This is a genomic window from Tritonibacter mobilis F1926 (assembly GCF_000376545.2).
GTDB lineage: Bacteria > Pseudomonadota > Alphaproteobacteria > Rhodobacterales > Rhodobacteraceae > Epibacterium > Epibacterium mobile.
Map to the genome: position 1 here is coordinate 2902586 of NZ_CP015230.1, position 19800 is coordinate 2922385.

The window sequence follows — 19800 nt, forward strand, 5'->3', positions numbered from 1 at the left end:
GATACGGCCCCGATTATCTTCATCTTCTCCCAAATATCCCGGACAGGCGGGGGCTGGCCCCCGCCTGTCCGCGCGATATCAGGCTTTCTCAAACCCGCGCGCAACTTCGTAGTCGGTCACCACGCGGTTGAACTCTTCAATCTCCCATTCCGCCGCGCGGGCATAATGAGTGATCACATCTTCGCCAAACGCCTCGCGTAGCATGTCGGACGCCAAAAGCGCCTCACGCGCCTCAAGCAGGCTGCGCGGAATATGTTGCTGAGCGTCGTTCGCATAGGCGTCGCCGTTGAACGGGTCTTGCAGGTCCAGCTTTTCTTCGATCCCCTTGAGGCCCGCCGCCAGCATTGCCGCCTGTGCCAGATAGGGGTTCATGTCGGACCCCGGAACCCGGCATTCAACCCGTACGCCTTTGGTGCTGTCACCGCACAGGCGGAACGCCGCCGTACGATTGTCCACCGACCAAACCACCTGCGTCGGCGCAAAGGTGCCCTTGGCGAAACGCTTGTAGCTGTTGATGTAGGGTGCCATGAAATAGGTGTAGTCAGCGGCGTATTTCAACAGCCCCGCCATGTAGTGGTCCATCAGCTTGGACTTGCCCAGCGGCGCGCTCTCATCGAAAAACGCGTTTGACCCCTCTTTCCACAACGACTGATGCACATGCGCGGCAGATCCGACCCGCTCGTGGTGCCATTTGGGAAGGAAAGTCGCGGCAAAGCCCTGCTGATGCGCGATCTCTTTGATACCATGTTTGGCGATAGTGTGGTGATCCGCAGTAGCGAGTGCCGCATCATATTTGATGTTGAGCTCTTCCTGACCGGCCTCTGCCTCACCCTTGGAGCCTTCAATCGGCAGCCCCATGGCGCGCAGATGATTGCGGATCGGGCGCATTACAGGTTCCTCCTTGGAGGTCTGCATGATGCTGTAATCTTCGTTGTAGGTGGAGATCGGCTCAAGGTTCTGAAACCCACCTGCGGCGATCTCATCATGGGTACCCTTAAAGAGGAAGAACTCCAGCTCGGTCGCCATCACCGGCGACAGACCCAGCTCTTCGCAACGGGCGATCTGCGCCTTCAGCATTTCGCGCGGCGAATGCGCGACGGGTGCATGGGTGTGGTGATCAATCACATCGCACAAAACCATGGCAGTCCCGTCGAGCCATGGCACCGGCCGCAGCGTCGAGAGATCCGGCTTCATGATATAGTCGCCGTAGCCGCGCTCCCAACTGGTGGAGGCGTAGCCATCGGGCGTGGCCATCGCAAGGTCGGTGGCCAGCAGATAGTTGCAGCAATGGGTTTCACCCTCGGCCATCTCAAGAAAGGCCTCGGCGTGGAAGCGTTTGCCCATCAGGCGGCCCTGCATATCCACAATGCAGACCAAAACCGTATCCACCTGTCCGGCGGCGATCTGTTCCTTGAGATCCTCGAAAGTCATCTGGCGTTCCCTGTTGTTCTGACAGGGGGCAAGGTAAAACCCCGCCCCCGACATATGTTGGTTTTATTGTTGCGATCAGCCGTAGCGGTACGGACGACCGGCCTTCGCCATATCTGCGTTGTATTTTTTGAAGACTTCCACGACCTTTGCCTTGGTCTCGGACTCGGCGGCGATTTCGTCCCAGAACTTCACGGCGGCGTCTTCGACCTGCTGCCATTCGGCATCGGGGATCGATGTGAGCTTCAGCTTGTCGCCATTCACGCGCAAGGACGCCTCGCCACCCCAATACCACCACTGACGGTAGTAGTGCGACTGATCGGTACAGACGCGGAACAGAGCCTGCAGATCCTCAGGCAGCTCGTTCCAGCGATCCATGTTGGCAAAGAAGCTCCCCGCCCATGCACCGGAAATGTTGTTGGTCAGGAAGTAGTTGGTCACATCGGCCCAACCCACGGTGTAGTCCTCGGTGATCCCGGACCACGCAACGCCATCCAGCTCGCCGGTCTGCATCGCAACTTCGATGTCTTCCCACGGCAGGGTCACAGGCACCACGCCAAACTGGCTCAGGAAACGACCCGCAGTCGGGAAGGTAAAGACCCGCTTGCCTTTGAGATCCTCAAGCGAGTTAATCGGATCTTTGGTGGCAAAGTGGCAGGGATCCCAGGAACCGGCAGAGATATGCTTGACGCCTACTTTGGAATATTCCGCGTCCCAGATCTCATTTAGGCCGTATTGGTTAAACAGCACCGGCACGTCGAGAGAATAGCGGGATGCAAACGGGAAGTAGCCGCCAAAGACGGTGACTTCGGTCGGCGACGCCATGGAGTCATCATCGGACTGCACCGCATCAATCGTGCCTTTTTGCATGGCGCGGAACAGCTCGCCGGTGGGGACAAGCTGATCGGCGTAGAACAGTTCGATCTGCATGCGGTCGCCTGCGATCTTGTTGAACATCTCGATCGCCGGGTCAATCACATGAGCCGCAAGCGCGGGGCCTGCATAGGTCTGCATACGCCATGTGATTTTGCCGGAAGCCAGAGCCGGGGCAGCCAGTGGCGCGGCCGCGGCGCCCAGCGCTGTGGTCTTTAGAAAATTACGACGTGTTGTCATGTCTTTCAGTCTCCTCTGTCGGACTTGGTTCAATGGCTGTGTGCGCAGGGCTTCAGCCGTCTGAATCCTTCCCGGAGCCGTTGCGGTGCATTCTCGCGAAGGATGTCGCCATGCGCGAGCACGACGATTTTGGGGTGCCAATCCAGCATACGGGCCAGTGCATTGCGCAATTTGTCCCGACCGCCTGTGAAGGACATCCAGATGTCCAGCGGCATTTTTCCGTGGGGCGCGAGAATTCCCGCAACCCATGCAAAGGGCCGCACCCACAAGGGCAGATCCTTTGCGTGCATGTTCTCAATCAGGTCGGTCAGCACAAGCGTGCGGCTCTTTTTGTGGAAAAAGACGACCTCAGTGTGAACCTTACTTCCCTCGACAATGAGTTGGTCTAAGTCCTTTGCCCATTCAGGCGCAGGCGCTTCGGCCAAATCTCGGTCGAAAGTAATCTTTACATTCCGGCTTTCTGCACGCGCGCGCACTCCTGGTGACGCCCAACTGGTGGCCTCAGGATAGCGAGCCGCCCAGTCCCCGATATAGGCGTAGTGTATCCAGTTTGGCGAGACCAGATGTCGGATCGGCCCCAGCTCTTCAAGTGCCGCTGCCAGTTCTGGTGTCCAGTTAATGGGCGAGTGCAAAAACAGCTCCCCGTTGGCCAGCCGAATGACCGTCATCCGCGTCGGGAAAGGGATCCGGTAAAAGTCGATGGTCGGGCCATCTACGATCCAGATATCCTCAGCCAATGGCGTCAGAAGGGGCGCCTCACTTGCCATACACGGTCTCCGGCAGCCAGAGCGCGATTTGCGGGAACACCATGATGATTCCGAGCGCTACAACCATGATCGCCACAAAGGGCACGATGGAGCGGTAGATATCGGTGAGCGAAATCTCCGGCGGGGCCATGGCCCGCATCAGGAACAGGTTGTAGCCGAAGGGCGGCGTCATATAGGCGATCTGGGTGGTGATCGTATAGAGCACGCCATACCAGACCAGGTCAAATCCGAGCGCTGCGACCAGAGGCACGTAAAGCGGGGCGACGATCACCAGCATCGCGGTGTCATCAAGGAAGGTGCCCATGATGATGAAGCTGAGCTGCATCAGGATCAAAATCATCCAGGGATTGAGGCCGAGCTGCTCGGTGAACAGGCTGTCGATGGCCTTCACGGCACCAAGCCCGTCAAACACCGCGCCAAAACCAAGCGCTGCAAGGATGATCCACATGAACATGCAAGAAATAGCCAGCGTGTTCTTGGTACAGGATTCAAAGATCTTCCACGTCATGCGACGCTTAGCAATGGATGCCGCCAGCGCGGTCAGCGCACCGATGGCGGAGCTTTCCACCAGCGAGGTCCAGCCATTCACAAAAGGCACCATCATCGCGGCAAAGATCAGGAGCGGTAGTGCGCCGGCCCCGAGGAGGCGCAGTTTCTCGGCACGCGGCACCTCGTGGGCGTCTTCCATCGCAGGACCAAGCGCCGGGTTCGCCTTGCAGCGCAGCCAGATGTAGACGATGAACAGGCCCGCCATCATCAGCCCCGGTATCACGCCCGCAAGCCACAGTTGCCCCACCGGCTGGCGCGCGATCATCGCATAGAGCACCAGGACCACCGAGGGCGGCACCAGAATGCCGAGCGAAGACCCGGCCTGAATAACACCGGTCACCATGGTTTTGTCATAACCACGGCGCAGAAGCTCCGGCAGCGCGATCGTGGCGCCGATGGCCATACCCGCGACCGACAGACCGTTCATCGCCGAAACCAGAACCATCAGACCAATGGTGCCGATTGCAAGGCCGCCATTGATCGGCCCCATCCAGACATGGAACATCTTGTAAAGGTCATCCGCAAGGCGGCTCTCGCTCAGCACGTAGCCCATGAAGATGAACATCGGCAGCGTCAGCAGCGGATACCATTTCATCAGCTTCATCGCCGCCGAGAACGGGATGTCATAGCCGCCCACGCCCCAGAGCAGGAGCGCCGCCACGGCCCCAACGGCACCGATCGCACCAAAGACGCGCTGCCCGGTGAAGAGCATCAGCATCATCGATGCAAACATGAAGATGGCGATATATTCCTGGCTCATGAGGGGCGCTCGCTTGGGATGTCGTGGCCCTTGAGGCGGGCGATGTCTTTGAAGAGTTCCGAGATGGCCTGCAACAGCATCAGGAAAAAGCCGAAGACCATGATGGATTTGATCGGCCAGATGAAGGGGCGCCAAGCGGTGGAGGCACGCTCCATATGGCCCACTTCCTCAGCGCCGGTGATCAACCCCCAGAAGAAGGCAAAGGGATTGTCGCCCCAATAGCCTAGGGAATAGGCCGTGGAGCCAAGGCCGCCGTAGAACAGAATGCCCAGATAGGTGATGAGCGCCAGCACGGTGAAGGCGTCAAACCAGGCTTTCCGTCTTGTCGACCAATTGTGATAAAACAGATCCATACGCACATTTGACCCGATCTGAATCGAGTAGGGGCCACCGAGAATGTAGTAGGTGACCATCGCAAACTGGGCCATTTCCAGCGTCCAGAGCGAAGGCAGAAAGAAAGTCTTGGAGATCGAGGACCACAGGAGGATCCCCATCATCGCAAACAACCCCCACATCATCAGGCGGCCGATGCGATAGTTCACCGCATCCACCACCCGTACATATCCCAGCATAGCTCCGATCATGCGAACCTCTCCTCCAGAGTGGCGCGAATCCAAGGTGCGAGCACCGCAGCCCAATGGTCCTGCTGATCCGCTGTGGCAATCAGATCGTTGCGGATCTCCAGCATCACGTTCAGCAATCCATTGTCGCAACCGTGCATATCCAGCGTATGGGCGACGCCGTCGCTGGCGCTGTAGGGTTCATTGAGGCGCGTATTCCATGGCAGGCCCTCGGGTTGATGCGCCAGCATCGCCTGCGCAAAGCGGTCATCGCGCCCGTGCAGCAGCCCCAGTTCCACCGCGCGGGTTTCGCCCTTGTAGACCGGGGTGAAGCTGTGCACCGTAACCATCAGGCGCAGTGCCGTTTTGCGGGCGGCGATTTCCGCGGCCAAAGCGGCGCGGAACGGTTCGTAGACCGCCTCCACCCGCTGCGCGCGCGCCGCATCCGAGAGGTCGCGATTGCCGGGAACGTCGAAAATCTCTGAGGTTGCGGGAATCGCTGTCGGCGATTCAGGCGGGCGGTTCAAGTCATAGACCAGCCGCGAAATACACCCCTCAATCAGTGGCCCCTGCAACAGTTCAGCCAGCTTGCGCGCCACACCCAGCGCACCAGGATCCCAGGCGATGTGGCTCTGACGGACCTCATCATCCAAGCCCAGCGCATCCAACTGTGTTGGAATCCAATTGGCAGCATGTTCACAGACAATGATAACCTCCGCATTTGCAGCGGAGGGCGTCTTGGCGAAGGAGGGACCGAAGTCAAAGGCAAGGGTATCCGTATTCATATGAAGCATGCTCTTCAGCCTGCCCCCTTCTGTCAATATACTTTCTGTAAAAATTCTTTCATCATGATCAAACCTGTAATAAAATGCTAAAAACACGAGCAGGAGGGCCGTGGATGCCGACGATCGCCGAGAAACTCAAAGCACGTGAATCTGACCTGACACGCGCGGAGCGGCAGCTATCGGCGGCTATTCTGGACAACTATCCAATTCCTGGCCTCGGCAGCATCACGGAGCTTGCCGAACTAGCTGAGGTCTCCACGCCCACGGTGGCGCGTATGGTGCAAAAACTGGGGTTCTCGGGGTATCCGGAATTTCAACATGCCCTGCGGGAAGAGTTACGCGAAATCATCTCTAACCCAGTGGAAAAACGCGCAGAGCAAACCCCGGATCTGCCAGAATCCCATATGCTGAACCGGTACGCGGTCGGTGTTTACGACAACATTCGGGCAACACTGGAAAACGTAAATCTCGATGAGTTTGACACGCTATGCACACTATTGGCGGACACGGATCGGCGGGTGCATATCGCAGGCGGAAGACTAAGTGGAACGCTCGCGCAGAACTTCTATCTGCACCTGCAAATGGTGCGAAGAGATGTCTTCATGATCCCGCCGCGCGCCTCATGGACACACTCAGTTCTGGACCTCTTGCCCGGTGATACGCTGATTCTTTTTGACATCCGCCGCTATGAAAATGCCACGCTGTTGCTTGCCGAAATGGCGCATGAGCGCGGGGTCCAGGTTGTTCTGTTCACCGATCAGTGGCGCTCTCCGATCCAAAAAGTGGCAAAGTTCACCTTTGCCGCACGTATTGCTGTCCCCTCCGCATGGGATTCTGGCGTAGCACTTCTTTTGTTGATCGAGAGCATAATCGCCAAGATCCAAGAGGATCACTGGGAGACGGTCAAAGCACGCACGGACGAGCTGGAAGCCGCTTTCGACCGCACGCGCCTGTTTCGCAAATTCACCTGAGGTCTGTTCCCGGCCCCGATCCAGCGATACCTTGCGCTGATAGGGACACGTGAGACGAACAATGACCAACAGCCATGACAGATTTCAACTCTCGCCTGAGACACGAGTCCTGACACCAGACGTGAAGGGGCTGTCGGAATTGTTGCTGGCGCTGCGTGAAGGACACTCCATTCTCGCACGTCCAAACGATACTCCCATCGAGATCCGTCCAGAGCCGGTGCAGTGGCTCTATTGTCAAAGCTCTGGTTCCACCGGCTTTGCCAAAACCATTCGACGCACGCCACACAGTTGGATCAGCAGCTTCGAGATGGATCGAGAGATATTTGCGCTCAGCTCCGGGGATGTCTACGCGAGCCTCGGCAACCTCTCTCACTCACTGACCTTATTTGCGGCCGTGGCCGCCTGCCATATCGGTGCGGATCTGGCGATGCTTGGCGGGAGCGGGCCGCGCAGGCAACTGGAGCAGCTGGAGACGCTGGGGGTAACGGTGCTGTATGCCACGCCAGCACAGCTACGGCTGCTATTGCGTGCGTCAGAAGAGAGGTACCTGCCTCACGTCCGGCTGCTGTTTTCATCTGGCGGCAAGCTTGACGATGAAACGCGGTCAAACTTGATGCACCTGCTCCCCCACTGCGACATTCACGAGATCTTTGGCGCGACGGAGACAAGCTACATGACCCTTGCAGGCCCGGATGCACCGGCGGGTTCTGTTGGCAAGGCCTACCCAAGTGTCGAGATTAAGGTCACGGATGCCGATACGAACGGCGTGGGTGAGATCTGGATACGCAGCCCGTTTGTCTTTGACGGCTACGCAGAAGGTCACAGCGCCGAAACCCGCTGGGAGGGGGGGTGGCTTTCCATTGGCGAAATGGGCAGGCTCGATGCTTCTGGAAACCTCTACCCGAAGGGGCGGCGTAACCGCATGGTCACGGTCGCCGACAAGAATGTGTTTCCCGAAGAGATCGAAGCCGTCTTAATGCGCGCCGAAGGTGTAGAGATGGCGGTTGCACTCTCGTTTCCTGATGAGCTGCGCGGGCATCAGATCTTGGCGGTTGTTCAAGGGCGCGCTGATCTGAACGCGCTCAGGCATCTATGCCGCGCCGAAATCGGCGGCCATGCTGTCCCGCGCGAGGTCCGCATAGTTGAGACCATTCCGATGTTGGCTGCAGGCAAACCTGACCTGCAAACATTAAAGCGCATGTGGGACACATTCTGATGCCACGGATTATTGCTGCGCGCAGAACGGCTGTGGTGCCAAAAGGTGGGAAATTTTCCTTATTAGAGCCGCATGAGTTGGCCTCACCAGTCATTCGCGCCTGCCTTGCAGATGCAGGTATCGCGGCACATGAGATCGGAGAGTTGATCCTGTCAAATGCACTTGGCGGGGGTGGTAATCCCGCCAGAATTGCAGCATTGGCGGCGGGTTTACCCGAACATGTGGCCGGGCTCAGCATAGATCGCCAATGTGCAGGCGGGCTTGATGCGATCCTGATCGGGCATGCCTTGGTGCAGGCAGGACACCATGAGGTGGTCATCGCCGGTGGCGCTGAGAGTTACTCCCGCCGCCCGCTGCGCAGCCGCACCTTTGCCGATGGACGCCCGCCCGAGCCCTACACACAAGCCCGATTTACACCTTGGCCAGATCGCGACCCAGACATGGCTGAGGCGGCGGCGGAGCTGTCACGCAAGATTGGTATCACGCGCGCAGAACAAGACGCATGGGCCCAGCGCAGCCATGCGCTTGCTTTGTCACATGCGGCGTGCCGCATGCGTGAAATCACCCCTGTTGGTGATGTTTCCGAGGATGCCTTCACCCGCAATTTGACGTCGCGCCATTGCGAGCGGGCCAAAGTTGTGAGCGGTGATATCACGGCTGCGAATATGGCGGTTGCAGCGGATGCAGCGGCATTTGTGGTCATTGTCAGCGACCAAATGGCAAAACGCCTGAATGCGCCGGGGCTGACCCTGATCGAGGGCGCAACCCTTGGCGCGGCACCCGATCAACCCGGCCTTGCCCCAATCTCTGCCATCAAACACGCGCTGAAACGCGCAAACGTAGATCACAAAACCCTACATCGGGCAGAGATTATGGAAGCCTTTGCAGTTCAGGCGCTGGCCTGCATCCGAGGCGCCCATCTTCCTGATGAGAACGTAAACCCCGCTGGTGGAGCATTGGCGCAAGGGCATCCGGTTGGGGCATCCGGTGCGGTCCTTGTCGTGCGCCTGTTTCATGCCTTGCGGACAGGTGATGCCCCTGCCCTTGCAGCAATTGCCGCTGCGGGTGGCATTGGCAGTGCGGCACTTTTTGAAGCCGCAGAATAAGTAAGTCTAGTAGTAAAAAGGCGCCGCAAGATGCGACGCCTTTTCCATGCTCATGGGCGTGCGAAGATCACTTCAGATCGAAGCGGTCGAGCTCCATCACCTTGACCCAAGCGTTGACAAAATCGGCAACCATTTTGCCAGCGTTGTCATCCTGCGCATAGACCTCAGAGATCGCGCGCAGCTGCGAGTTGGAGCCAAAGATCAGATCAGCACGGGTGCCGGTCCATTTCACATCACCGGTGGCACGATCCGCACCCTCAAACACCTCACCACTGTCATCCGTGGCCGTCCATTTGGTGTTCAGGTCCAGCACGTTGACGAAGAAGTCATTCGTTAACTGGCCCTTGCGGGTGGTCAGAACCCCATGCGCGCTGTCGCCATAGGTGGCACCGATTGCACGCAAGCCGCCAACCAGTACTGCCATTTCTGGAGCAGACAGGGTCAGAAGCTGTGCTTTGTCGACCAGCATTTCCTCGGTTGAGACAGAAAATTTCTTCGGCGCGTAGTTGCGGAACCCGTCGATTTGCGGCTCCATCACGTCGAAGCTTTCGACATCGGTCTGCGCGTCGGTGGCGTCGGTGCGCCCCGGTGTGAACGGCACGGTCACGTCATGACCGGCATCCTTGGCAGCCTTCTCAACGGCTGCCGAACCCGCCAGAACGATCAGATCCGCCAGTGACACTTTCTTGCCGCCGCTTGCCGAACCGTTGAAGGACGCTTGAATACCCTCCAGCACGCCGAGGACTTTCTCCAGCTTTGCAGGCTCGTTTACCGCCCAGTCTTTCTGCGGTGCCAGACGGATGCGTGCACCATTGGCGCCACCGCGCTTGTCCGAGCCACGGAATGTGGAGGCCGATGACCATGCCACATAGACCAGCTCCTGAACCGACAGGTTGGAGGCAAGAATTTCAGCCTTCAGCGACGCCGCATCCGCATCGTCAATCAGAGCATGATCCACGGCGGGCACCGGGTCCTGCCAGATCAGATCCTCGGCGGGGACGTCTGCGCCAAGGTAGCAAGCCTTTGGTCCCATATCGCGGTGGGTCAGTTTGAACCATGCGCGCTTGAAAGCATCGGCAAACTCTTCCGGATTTTCATGGAAGCGCTTGGAGATCGGGCCGTAGATCGGGTCCATCTTCATCGCCATATCGGCGGTGGTCATCATGATCGGAACCTTCTTGCCGGAACCATCCACCTCGGGGGCGTGGTCCTCGTCCTTGAGGTCCTTGGCATGCCAGATCCAGGCACCGGCGGGGGATTTGGTCAGTTCCCAGTCGTAGCCGAACAGCACGTCGAAATAGCCCATGTCCCACTGGATCGGGTTGGACGTCCATGCGCCCTCGATACCAGAGGTGATGGTGTCGACGCCCTTGCCGGATTTATGCGAGGAGAGCCAGCCCTGCCCCATCGCCTCAATCGGCGCGGCTTCGGGTTCGGGGCCGACGGCCTCGACCGGGCCGTTGCCATGCGCCTTGCCGAAGGTGTGCCCGCCGGCGGTCAGCGCCACTGTTTCCTCGTCATTCATCGCCATCCGGGCAAAGGTTTCGCGAATGTCGCGACCCGAGGCGATGGGGTCCGGGTTGCCGTCGGGCCCTTCCGGGTTCACGTAGATCAGGCCCATCTGCACCGCAGCCAATGGGTCCTCCAACTCGCGATCGCCAGAATAGCGTGCCTGTTCGTGATCCGATGTGGCAAGCCATTCGTCCTCGGCCCCCCAGTAGATGTCTTCCTCGGGTTCCCAAACGTCGGCACGACCACCACCAAAGCCAAAGGGCTTCAACCCCATGGATTCAATCGCGCAATTGCCCGCGAGGATCATCAGATCGGCCCATGACAGGGCGTTGCCGTATTTCTTCTTGATCGGCCACAGCAGCATGCGGGCCTTGTCGAGGTTGCCGTTGTCCGGCCAGGAATTCAGCGGCGCAAAGCGCTGGGTGCCGGTGGAGCCGCCGCCGCGACCGTCCGCGGTCCGGTAGGTACCCGCCGAGTGCCACGCCATGCGGATCATCAACCCGCCATAGTGACCATAATCCGCGGGCCACCAGTCCTGACTGTCGGTCATCAAGGCGATCAGGTCCTTCTTGACCGCATCAAGATCGAGGCCTTTGAAGGCTTCGGCATAGCTGAAGTCCTCGCCCAGCGGGTTCTGGCGTGTCTGATGCTGATGCAGGATCGCAAGGTTCAGCTGGTTTGGCCACCAATCGCGATTGGACCTACGCCCCTTGTTGGTGTTTGCACCGGAAAACGGGCAACCGCCGCCTGCTCCAATATCTTGTCCGTCCATATCTTCCTCCAGAAATTGTCCGTGGTGGGGACTATTGTGACCTTAGTGGGCGAGCCGGATTGATCCGCAATTCGGCGAATCTCAGTGCCCGGCAACTGCCCTTGTTGATGACCCTAGCAAAGGTTCAGAATTATTCTAAGTTGCATTTTTTCATGACAACGATAAGAAAAACCTATGATGAATATTACGCTCAAACAGCTCCGTTATTTTGAGGCCCTGACCCGGCATGGGCATTTTGGCCGTGCCGCAGACACCTGTGCAATCTCGCAACCGGCCTTGTCTGTGCAGATCAAGGAATTGGAGGAAACACTGGGCATCGTTCTCTTTGAACGTAGTGCGCGACATGTGCGGCTGACAGGGTTCGGGCAGGAATTTGCCGAGCGCGCGAGAGAGATCCTGCGTTCGGTGGATGAGTTGGGCGATCTGGCACGCGTGGCACAAGACCGGATGGTCGGGCGTTTGCGGATCGGTGTGATCCCGACCGTTGCCCCCTACCTGCTGCCCACTTTGATTCAACACTTGAATGCCAAACACGAAGGGCTTGATGTTCACATCCGCGAGACGCTGACCCAGCGGCTGATCACCGAGCTGCTGGACGGGCGTCTGGACACGGCTATCGTCGCTTTGCCCGTTTCAGAGCCGGGACTTACGGAAACCGCGCTCTTTGACGAGAAATTTGTGCTGGTCCGTCAGGCCGAAGACGCAGATGCGCCTGTTCCTTCACCCGAGGGTATGCGGGAGATGAAGCTGCTATTGTTGGAAGAAGGTCATTGTTTCCGCGACCAAGCCTTATCCTTTTGCAGCCTGCGCCCAGCATTACCGCGCGACGGGCTGGATGGCAGCTCATTGTCCACGCTGGTCCAGATGGTCGGCGCGGGCATTGGGGTCACCATCATCCCAGAGATGGCGGTTCCTGTCGAAACCCGCTCTGCGCCAGTCTCACTTGCCCGTTTCCCCGGCGAAGAGCCGGGCCGCACCATCGGTATGGTCTGGCGCAAGACCAGCCCACTCGCCCCACACCTGCAGAACATTGCCGAGGTGGTGCGCGACGCTGCCGAAGCGCTCGCTGACAGGCATAAGGACATCCTGCCAGCGTAACCCATTCTGTCTTAGCGCCCCTTCCAGATCGGGTCGCGTTTCTCCGCAAAGGCGCGGGCACCTTCTAGGTTATCCTCAGACCCATAGAGCACATCCACCGTGCGCAGCTGCCGACCGGTGACACGGTTCATCGCATCCTGAAATTTGGCGTCTTCGGCATCGCGCACGATCTCCTTGATCGCCGCATAGACCAGTGGCGGGCCAGAGGCCAAGAGGCGCGCCAGCTCCCACGCGCGATCCATCAACTGATCCGCCGCGAGGATCTCGTTCACCAGCCCCCACCGTTGCGCTTCTTCGGCGTCAAACCAGCGGCCCGTCAGCAAGAGCTCCATCGCAATGTGGTAAGGAATGCGTTTCGGCAGTTTGATCGACGCCGCATCCGCCACAGTGCCGGAGCGGATTTCCGGCAATGCAAAGCGCGCGTGATCGGCCGCAAGGATCATGTCCGCAGAAAGCGCCAGTTCCAACCCGCCGCCACAGGCAATACCGTTCACCGCGGCTATCACCGGTTTATTGAGGTCACGCAGCTCTTGCAGTCCGCCAAAGCCACCAACGCCATAGTCGCCGTCCACCGCGTCACCGCCCGCTGCAGCCTTCAAATCCCATCCGGGACAGAAGAATTTTTCGCCGCCGCCCGTAATGATGGCCACGCGCAGTTCATCGTCATCGCGAAAAGCCTGAAACGCCTCGCCCATCATGCGCGAGGTTGCAAGGTCAATGGCATTGGCCTTGGGCCGGTCCAACGTCACCTCCAAAATGGCGCCCTCGCGGCGGGTCTTAACCGGCGTGTGCTCAGTCATCGCAACATATCCTTTCTGCGTATCAGCGCATCTGCGGCCACCGCGTCGGTCGGGGTACACAACAGCGGGTTGATTTCGATTTCTTCAAGGCCCTCAGCCTCCGCAACCACATAGGCCTCAACCGCGCGGATGGCGCGTAGAATCGCAGCACGGTCCGCTGGCGGCGCTCCGCGATATCCGGACAACAACGGCGCGATGCGCAAACTTTCGAGCGCCGTGTTCAGTGCTGCATCCGAGGCCGGCAACAATACGGAGGCGCTGTCTTGCATGATCTCTGTCAGCGTACCACCAGCCGCCAGCGTCAGCACAAACCCATGCGCAGGATCTTTGACGACACCGACGAGCAATTCCGCCACCGCGCCGGTGACCATCTCTTCGACCAAAAACCGGTCTGTCGGCATCGCAACCGCGGCATCGCTCACGTCTTGGCCGCAAGTGAGGTTCAGCCTGACCGCGCCTTCTTCTGTTTTATGGGCGATACCTTCGCCCTTCAGCACCACCGGATAGCCGATATCGGCGGCGACCGCGCGGGCTGCAACCACACTGCGCGCCGGTTTGGAGCGCGGAACGCGCAGCCCAAATCGCGCCAGCCACGCCTTGGCTTCGCCCTCTGGCACCAGATCCGGATCGGGGTGGCTCTTGGTGGGCAGCAGCAGCGGCTGAGCCAGCTCCGGCAAGGGAAGCCCCGCAGCCTCAATCGCAGACATCGCCTCAGACAATCCCAACATCGGCACCACGCCAGCCCCAAGAAGCTGTTCAGCGACGTCTTCGGGCAACAGTTCTGGCAATGTCGCAACTATCGCGATGGGCTGACCTGTTTGCTGCCGCACCGCAATGGCGGCCTGAGTGACGCACTCCCAGTCTGACGGATCACAACGATCACCACGCGGAAAGTCCACCACAAGAAGCGTCATCGCCAATTGCGGATCAACCATGGCAGAGAAAGCCCGCGTCATCGCGTCAACGTCACGCCAGATATAAGTGTGATAGTCGAGCGGGTTTGCAAGCGCGACCATGGGGCCAAGCGCGGCACGCAAATCGGTGCGCTGTCGGTCATTCAGCGCCGGCAAGCTGACACCGCGCCCGTGCGCCGTATCGGCAGACAGGCTTGCCTCCCCCCCGGAACAACTGATTGTCGCGATGCGGGTCGAGGGCAGGCGTCCAACCACATGCATCAATTTCAAGGTTTCCAGAAAAGACGGCAGATCATAAAGACGCGGGATGCCAAGTCGCGCCAACAATGCACCGGCTCCGGCATCCCCTCCTGCCAGTGAAGCGGTGTGTGACACTGTTGCGGCCCGCGCTTGTGCGGATCGGCCAACCTTTAGGGCGACGATCTGCTTTCCCAACTGACGCGCTTTCAGCGCCAACGCCTCAAACGCGCGCAGGTCGCCAACCCCCTCAATGTGGAGGCCGAGAACCGTGACGCGATCATCCTCCAACAGCGCCGCACCGATCTCTGCCAAGCCCGTCTGCGCCTGATTTCCGCAAGTCACAACATAGGCCAGCGGCAAAGCACGTTTCTGCATCGTCAGGTTGATCGCAATATTGGAACTTTGGGTGACAATCGCCACACCTTTTTCCACCCGCTGTCCACCATGCTGATCAGGCCAAAGGAGCGCTCCATCGAGATAATTGATGAAGCCGTAGCAATTGGGGCCCAAGACCGGCATATCGCCCGCTGCTTCCAGCAGGCGTTGTTGCAGATCAGCGCCTTCGCTGTCTTCGGCTTCGGCCTCTAAAAACCCCGACGCAAAGCACACCGCCCCACCTGCTCCACGCGCTGACAGCGCTTTGACCACATCAATGGTGGCAAGCCGGTTGATCCCGATGAAACTGGCATCCGGTGCGAAGGGCAGCGCCTCAATATCCCGGTACGCAGGAAGACCCGCAACCTCCTCGGCCTTTGGATGCACAGGCCAGATATCACCTGCAAATCCCATTTTGCGACATTGCTCGATCACCGCTGAACACCAGGTTCCGCCACCAATGACGGCGATTGAATCGGGTCTAAATAGCCTTTTTAGAGACTTCATATGACTCTATTCACCTGCAGTTGAGCGGTCCAGATGCCCAAGGCTCTGTTCCGGGTTGATACAGTCACGTACGCGAGATTTAAGCTCCTTCACATCCGGAAACCCGCCGTCCCGCTTACGCTCCCAGATGAGGTTCCCATCCAAAGTAATTTCAAAGGTTCCGCCAATTTCGCCGGGTATCAATGTGACTCCGCCCAACTGGTCCTGAAACGTCGACAACAGTTCCTGACTCATCCATGCGGCGCGCAACAGCCAGTTGCAGCCAATGCAATAGGTGATGGTGACATGCGGTTTCTGTTCGGTCTGAACGGGGTTGGACAAGGTCAGCCTCCAAGCGGTCTCAGCATCTCGCGGCTGATGATATGCCGCTGGATTTCACTGGTGCCCTCCCAGATACGCTCCACGCGCGCGTCGCGCCAGATGCGTTCGAGAGGGAGCTCGTCCATCAGCCCCATACCGCCGTGAATCTGGATCGCCTCATCCGCAACCATGGCGAGCATTTCAGTGGCCTTCAGCTTGGCCATCGACATATCGCTCTCGGTAACAGTGCCCTGATCGAACTTCCAACCTGCCTCCCAAGTCAGCAGGTTTGCAGCTTTAAGCTCTGTCGCCATATCGGCCAGTTTAAAAGACACGCCTTGAAACTTGCCAATTTGCTGACCGAATTGTTTGCGCTCGGCGGCGTATTCCACCGCATGTTGCAACGCGCGTTCAGCGCGTCCGAGGCACGTTGCCGCGACCTGAAGGCGGGTGGCACCCAGCCACGTATTTGCGACCTCAAACCCTTTATTCACCTCCCCCAACACAGCCGAAGAAGGCAGACGGCAGTCGTCGAATTCCAACACCTGATTGGTATAGCCCCGGTGTGAAACATTGCGATAGCCATCGCGCACGGTGAAGCCGGGCATGCCTTTATCCACAAAAAACGCGGTGATCTTTTTCTTCTTGCCGCGTGGGGTTTCCTCCTCACCGGTTGCCATAAACACAATGGCGAAATCAGCCACATCTGCGTGTGATATGAAGTGCTTGGTCCCGTTTAGAATCCAATCATCGCCATCCGTGCGCGCGGAGGCTGTCATTCCACGCAGATCAGATCCGGCGCCTGGCTCAGTCATCGCCAGACAGTCCCATTTCTCTCCACGAATACAGGGAAAGAGGTATTTTTCTTTCTGTTCTTCAGTGCCTGCCAGCAGGATATTCGAAGGCCGCGCCACACCAGTCCAGTGAAGCGCATAGTTCGCGCGGCCCAGTTCTTTTTCGTACATCAGCCAGGTGAGCGTATCGAGCCCCGCGCCGCCCACCTCGTCAGGCATGTTGGCGGCATACAACCCGGCCTCGATGGCTTTTGTCTGGATCTCTTTCACCAGATCCATATCAAGATGACCGCTACGTTCGATTTCCAGCTCATGCGGGTAGAGTTCATTCTCAACAAAAGCCCGCGTGGTCTCGACGATCATCGCTTGTTCTTCTGTCATCCCAAAATGCATTGGCACCTCCCGCATGCTGTTCGCTTGCGGTTGAGGGTACGTCAGACTTAAGGTCACAACCATGCAGAGATGGCAGAAACCATGCGAAAGTGGACAAATGATTTCGCGGGGGTTCAGCAGGTAGATATCCTGCTGTTTGATGAGTTTTCCGCTCATTGCCTCGCAAATACGGTGGAACCCATGCGCGCCGCGAACACTCTGGCGGGGCGTGAGCTCTACCGGTGGCGCTTTTTGTCCCTAACGGGCGCGCGGGTTGTATCGTCTTCGGGTATGGAAGTTACAGCGCACGCACAGCTCACAAAATGCAGCGGTGATATGCTGGCGATCATGCCAAGCTATAATTTTCAGCATCACGACAGCGCTCAAACGCGGCGCGCGCTGCGTGCTGCCGCCACACGCTATAAAGAGATTGCAGGGTTTGACACGGGACCATGGCTGATGGCCGCAGCGGGTCTCTTGGACGGGCGAAATGCAACGATTCACTGGGACGAGACAGATCGGCTGGCCGAGGATTTTCCTGAGGTGAACGTTCAACGCGTCCGCGCCGTGCAAGAAGGCAACAGGATAACATGTTCCGGCGCACTGGCCGCCTTTGACCTGATGATTGCGCGGATTGGGGAAGACCATGGGCAAGCTCTGAGGCTTGAAGTCGCAGCCTTGTTCATGAGCCCAGAGAGCGGCGGCGCTGCGCCAGAAACGGCGCTGGCGCGAACGCGCGTCGTCGCGCGCGCGGTTGCTTTGATGCAGGTACATCTGGAGGAACCGCTCCCCATCCCCGAAATCGCCCACCTGATCGGACGCCCACGCAAAGATCTGGAGTCGCGAATGAAGGCCGCTCTTGGTGCAACGCCCGCAAAGATATATCGACGATTGCGGCTCATTCAGGCTAGAAAGCTCTTGTTAGAGACTGATATTCGTGTCTCAGAAGTCGCAACGCGCACGGGCTATGAAAATGCCAGCGCCCTTACGCGGGCGTTTAAAGCTGAATTCGCAACCACACCACGCGCTATGCGCAAGGCACACGCATAATTCGCTGCAATCGGGCCGAGTTCAGGTCTGATCCTGCCGTGAAACCATCCAATGGTTCAGACGCCAAATGCCCCACGCCAGCGGAATAGCCCCAAGCCCCCCGATGACATAGGCAAGCGGCTCGTCAGAAAAGCTCTCAAACATTTGGGTGTAAAAGTGGATTGCCGCAAAGGTTAGCGCGGCATTGAACAGGGCCCGCTGGTGTCGCATCGCGCTCCATATGATCATCGCCACCAATGCCAGCGCCCAAAGCACCGAATAGGTCAGATCAGAGATCCTAAATGCGGTCGCGTGAAAGGCATCTCTGGCGGCGCTGTAACTATCATAATCAGTCCAACCACTTCGATACCGTCCCGGCCCCCACAGATGTTCGCCCACATAATCGCCCCAAAGTGACCCCACCAGAGCGCAGAGATTCGCCACGATGAACCCCATCACAGCAAGAATGCGCAAGTGGCGCGCGTCCCGCTCCATAGCGCCTAAAGAGACCCATATGCATACTGTGATCAGCAGCCCCATTTGCAAGATCGTCAGGGTCGGCTCGGGCGAGTAAAACGCATAGACGGCATGAAAATACGCGGTGCCCGTCTCTAATACCTGCGCAAAAGGGATCAGAGCTGTGGCCGTGATCAACCGAACATCCAGCTGCCAGCCCGCCACACCCAGCGCGGCGGCGTAATAGAGCAAAACCAGATTTCTCAGCGGCGCGCCCAAATCGTATTGGTGTACCAACGCCTCAATCCCGCCAAGGTGCATGGCGAGACCCATCATCATAACGGTGCCCAGCACAAAACGCGCCGACCAGCCACCCATGCGCCAGCGCCACAGGCTGATTACGGTCACCAGCAACCCTGCTGGGGTGAGGATCCAACCGGCAACTCCCTCGTATTTGTCGATCAGCTCCACGGATGCACCGCCCAGCAACATCCCGACACCAATCAGAACTGCCGAGTTGCCGAAAATCGCATAGGTCGTACCCCCACGGGACAGGACCGCAAGCCCCGCCGCAAGCATAAGCGCGCCAGTAACCGTCACCGCAAGCGGCTCTGCCAACCAGACAATGAAGCCCGCGATCGCCGCGATGATCCCACAAAACAGGATCGCATTCACCGCCATGGACACCATCACGTCGCGAGAGCGTGCCTCAAGCACGCGTGCCTGGTCCTGTGTCAGAGTGCCATCCGCGACCAGCGCATCAGTGTCGGCGATTACATGCATCATCGAATTCCTTGGCGGTTATCGCATCCGCCAAAGATGAACATTTTGTCCGCGCGTGAAAAGGCCGGGAAATCCGTAAGTGACGCCAGCGCTCTTAACAGACCCCAAACAGAGCCTAACAAGAGGTATTCTTATACTCTGTTCCCGTCAGCGTCGATGAGCAAGATGCCATCTTCCTTGGACCAAGGACCGCTGGGCCATGAGTCGAGCAAATCAAGGACCCGCTCGGGGGGACGACAAAGTGCGACGCCATTTTTGCAGGCCACGATGGGCCGGTTGACCAAGCTTGGGTGCAAAAGCATCTGGTCAAGGATCTGGTCAGCGGTCACGTTATCCTCCAACAAGCCAAGCTCCTTGGCGGGCGAACGCTCTTTGCGCATGGCGCTGTAGGGGGTCAACTCGGCTGCGGCAAATAGCGCCTGAAGCTGCTCACGGGTCCAACCGGTTTTCAGATACTCCACCACAACCGGCTCGTAGCCTGCATCCCGGATCAGGCGCAGCACATTGCGCGAGTTGCTGCAATCTGGATTGTGGTGAATGACGATGTTCATGAGTTTGCTCTGCCGGTGGTTCATGACGCTGTGATGATCGCG

General features: G+C 58.6%; 18 protein-coding genes. 5 read left to right on the forward strand and 13 right to left on the reverse strand.

The features are described 5' to 3' along the window. Positions 1–78 precede the first annotated feature (78 nt). The 6 genes from K529_RS13650 to K529_RS13675 all read right to left on the reverse strand — a co-directional run bounded on the left by K529_RS13650 (position 79) and on the right by K529_RS13675 (position 5962). On the reverse strand, positions 79–1431 hold the full coding sequence (locus K529_RS13650) for a glutamine synthetase family protein (RefSeq protein WP_005616005.1): 1353 nt from the start codon (positions 1429–1431) through the stop codon (positions 79–81). A gap of 75 nt (positions 1432–1506) precedes the next feature. Beyond that, the gene (locus K529_RS13655) at positions 1507–2541 is read right to left on the reverse strand and encodes a TRAP transporter substrate-binding protein (protein ID WP_005616007.1); all 1035 of its coding nucleotides are present in this window, start codon (positions 2539–2541) and stop codon (positions 1507–1509) included. Positions 2542–2570: 29 nt separating this feature from the next. Next, positions 2571–3308, reverse strand: coding sequence for a DUF4336 domain-containing protein (locus K529_RS13660; RefSeq protein WP_005616011.1), 738 nt, complete (start codon positions 3306–3308; stop codon positions 2571–2573). Continuing rightward, positions 3298–4617, reverse strand: a complete 1320-nt coding sequence (locus tag K529_RS13665; protein WP_005616014.1) for a TRAP transporter large permease — start codon at positions 4615–4617, stop codon at positions 3298–3300. The genes K529_RS13660 and K529_RS13665 overlap by 11 nt, the downstream gene beginning before the upstream one ends. Beyond that, positions 4614–5201, reverse strand: coding sequence for a TRAP transporter small permease subunit (locus K529_RS13670; RefSeq protein WP_005616016.1), 588 nt, complete (start codon positions 5199–5201; stop codon positions 4614–4616). Before K529_RS13670 ends, K529_RS13665 begins: the two co-directional genes overlap by 4 nt. Beyond that, positions 5198–5962: an N-formylglutamate amidohydrolase gene (locus K529_RS13675; protein ID WP_005616018.1), complete on the reverse strand. Its 765-nt coding sequence runs from the start codon at positions 5960–5962 to the stop codon at positions 5198–5200. Before K529_RS13675 ends, K529_RS13670 begins: the two co-directional genes overlap by 4 nt. Positions 5963–6075: 113 nt before the next feature. On the opposite strand from K529_RS13675, the gene K529_RS13680 reads away from it, so the two are divergent. The 3 genes from K529_RS13680 to K529_RS13690 all read left to right on the forward strand — a co-directional run bounded on the left by K529_RS13680 (position 6076) and on the right by K529_RS13690 (position 9255). Next, positions 6076–6933 (forward strand): MurR/RpiR family transcriptional regulator, encoded by an 858-nt coding sequence (locus K529_RS13680; protein WP_005616020.1) that lies wholly within the window; start codon positions 6076–6078, stop codon positions 6931–6933. 61 nt (positions 6934–6994) lie between these two features. Continuing rightward, entirely contained in the window at positions 6995–8149 is a 1155-nt protein-coding gene (locus K529_RS13685) for an AMP-binding protein (protein WP_005616021.1), read from the forward strand. Then, positions 8149–9255, forward strand: a complete 1107-nt coding sequence (locus K529_RS13690) for a thiolase family protein (RefSeq protein WP_005616023.1) — start codon at positions 8149–8151, stop codon at positions 9253–9255. The genes K529_RS13685 and K529_RS13690 overlap by 1 nt, the downstream gene beginning before the upstream one ends. A 67-nt stretch (positions 9256–9322) precedes the next feature. On the opposite strand, the gene katG is transcribed toward K529_RS13690, so the two are convergent. Continuing rightward, a complete protein-coding gene (gene katG / locus K529_RS13695; RefSeq protein WP_046002078.1) occupies positions 9323–11539 on the reverse strand; it encodes a catalase/peroxidase HPI in 2217 nt (738 codons plus the stop codon). A gap of 174 nt (positions 11540–11713) precedes the next feature. On the opposite strand from katG, the gene K529_RS13700 reads away from it, so the two are divergent. Beyond that, positions 11714–12637 carry a hydrogen peroxide-inducible genes activator gene (locus K529_RS13700; RefSeq protein ID WP_005626595.1) on the forward strand — a complete coding sequence of 308 codons (924 nt, stop codon included), beginning with the start codon at positions 11714–11716 and terminating at the stop codon, positions 12635–12637. 11 nt (positions 12638–12648) lie between these two features. On the opposite strand, the gene K529_RS13705 is transcribed toward K529_RS13700, so the two are convergent. From K529_RS13705 to K529_RS13720, 4 genes are read right to left on the reverse strand one after another with little or no spacing between them, the layout of a single operon-like run. Beyond that, the gene (locus K529_RS13705) at positions 12649–13437 is read right to left on the reverse strand and encodes a carnitinyl-CoA dehydratase (RefSeq protein ID WP_005626592.1); all 789 of its coding nucleotides are present in this window, start codon (positions 13435–13437) and stop codon (positions 12649–12651) included. Beyond that, positions 13434–15473, reverse strand: a complete 2040-nt coding sequence (locus tag K529_RS13710) for an acetate--CoA ligase family protein (protein WP_040642703.1) — start codon at positions 15471–15473, stop codon at positions 13434–13436. The genes K529_RS13705 and K529_RS13710 overlap by 4 nt, the downstream gene beginning before the upstream one ends. A gap of 6 nt (positions 15474–15479) precedes the next feature. Beyond that, a complete protein-coding gene (locus tag K529_RS13715; protein ID WP_005626586.1) occupies positions 15480–15794 on the reverse strand; it encodes a SelT/SelW/SelH family protein in 315 nt (104 codons plus the stop codon). A 2-nt stretch (positions 15795–15796) separates the two neighbouring features. Further along, positions 15797–16960, reverse strand: a complete 1164-nt coding sequence (locus K529_RS13720; RefSeq protein WP_005626583.1) for an acyl-CoA dehydrogenase family protein — start codon at positions 16958–16960, stop codon at positions 15797–15799. 81 nt (positions 16961–17041) lie between these two features. Here K529_RS13720 and K529_RS13725 point away from each other — a divergent pair, with 81 nt between their 5' ends. Further along, on the forward strand, positions 17042–17989 hold the full coding sequence (locus tag K529_RS13725) for a GlxA family transcriptional regulator (protein WP_040642707.1): 948 nt from the start codon (positions 17042–17044) through the stop codon (positions 17987–17989). 21 nt (positions 17990–18010) lie between these two features. Here the strand turns inward: K529_RS13725 and K529_RS13730 are convergent, their stop codons facing one another. Together K529_RS13730 and arsC are read right to left on the reverse strand one after the other, a co-directional pair. Continuing rightward, entirely contained in the window at positions 18011–19210 is a 1200-nt protein-coding gene (locus tag K529_RS13730; protein ID WP_005626576.1) for a hypothetical protein, read from the reverse strand. 128 nt (positions 19211–19338) lie between these two features. Continuing rightward, entirely contained in the window at positions 19339–19758 is a 420-nt protein-coding gene (gene arsC / locus K529_RS13735; protein ID WP_005626574.1) for an arsenate reductase (glutaredoxin), read from the reverse strand. Positions 19759–19800: the final 42 nt, after the last annotated feature.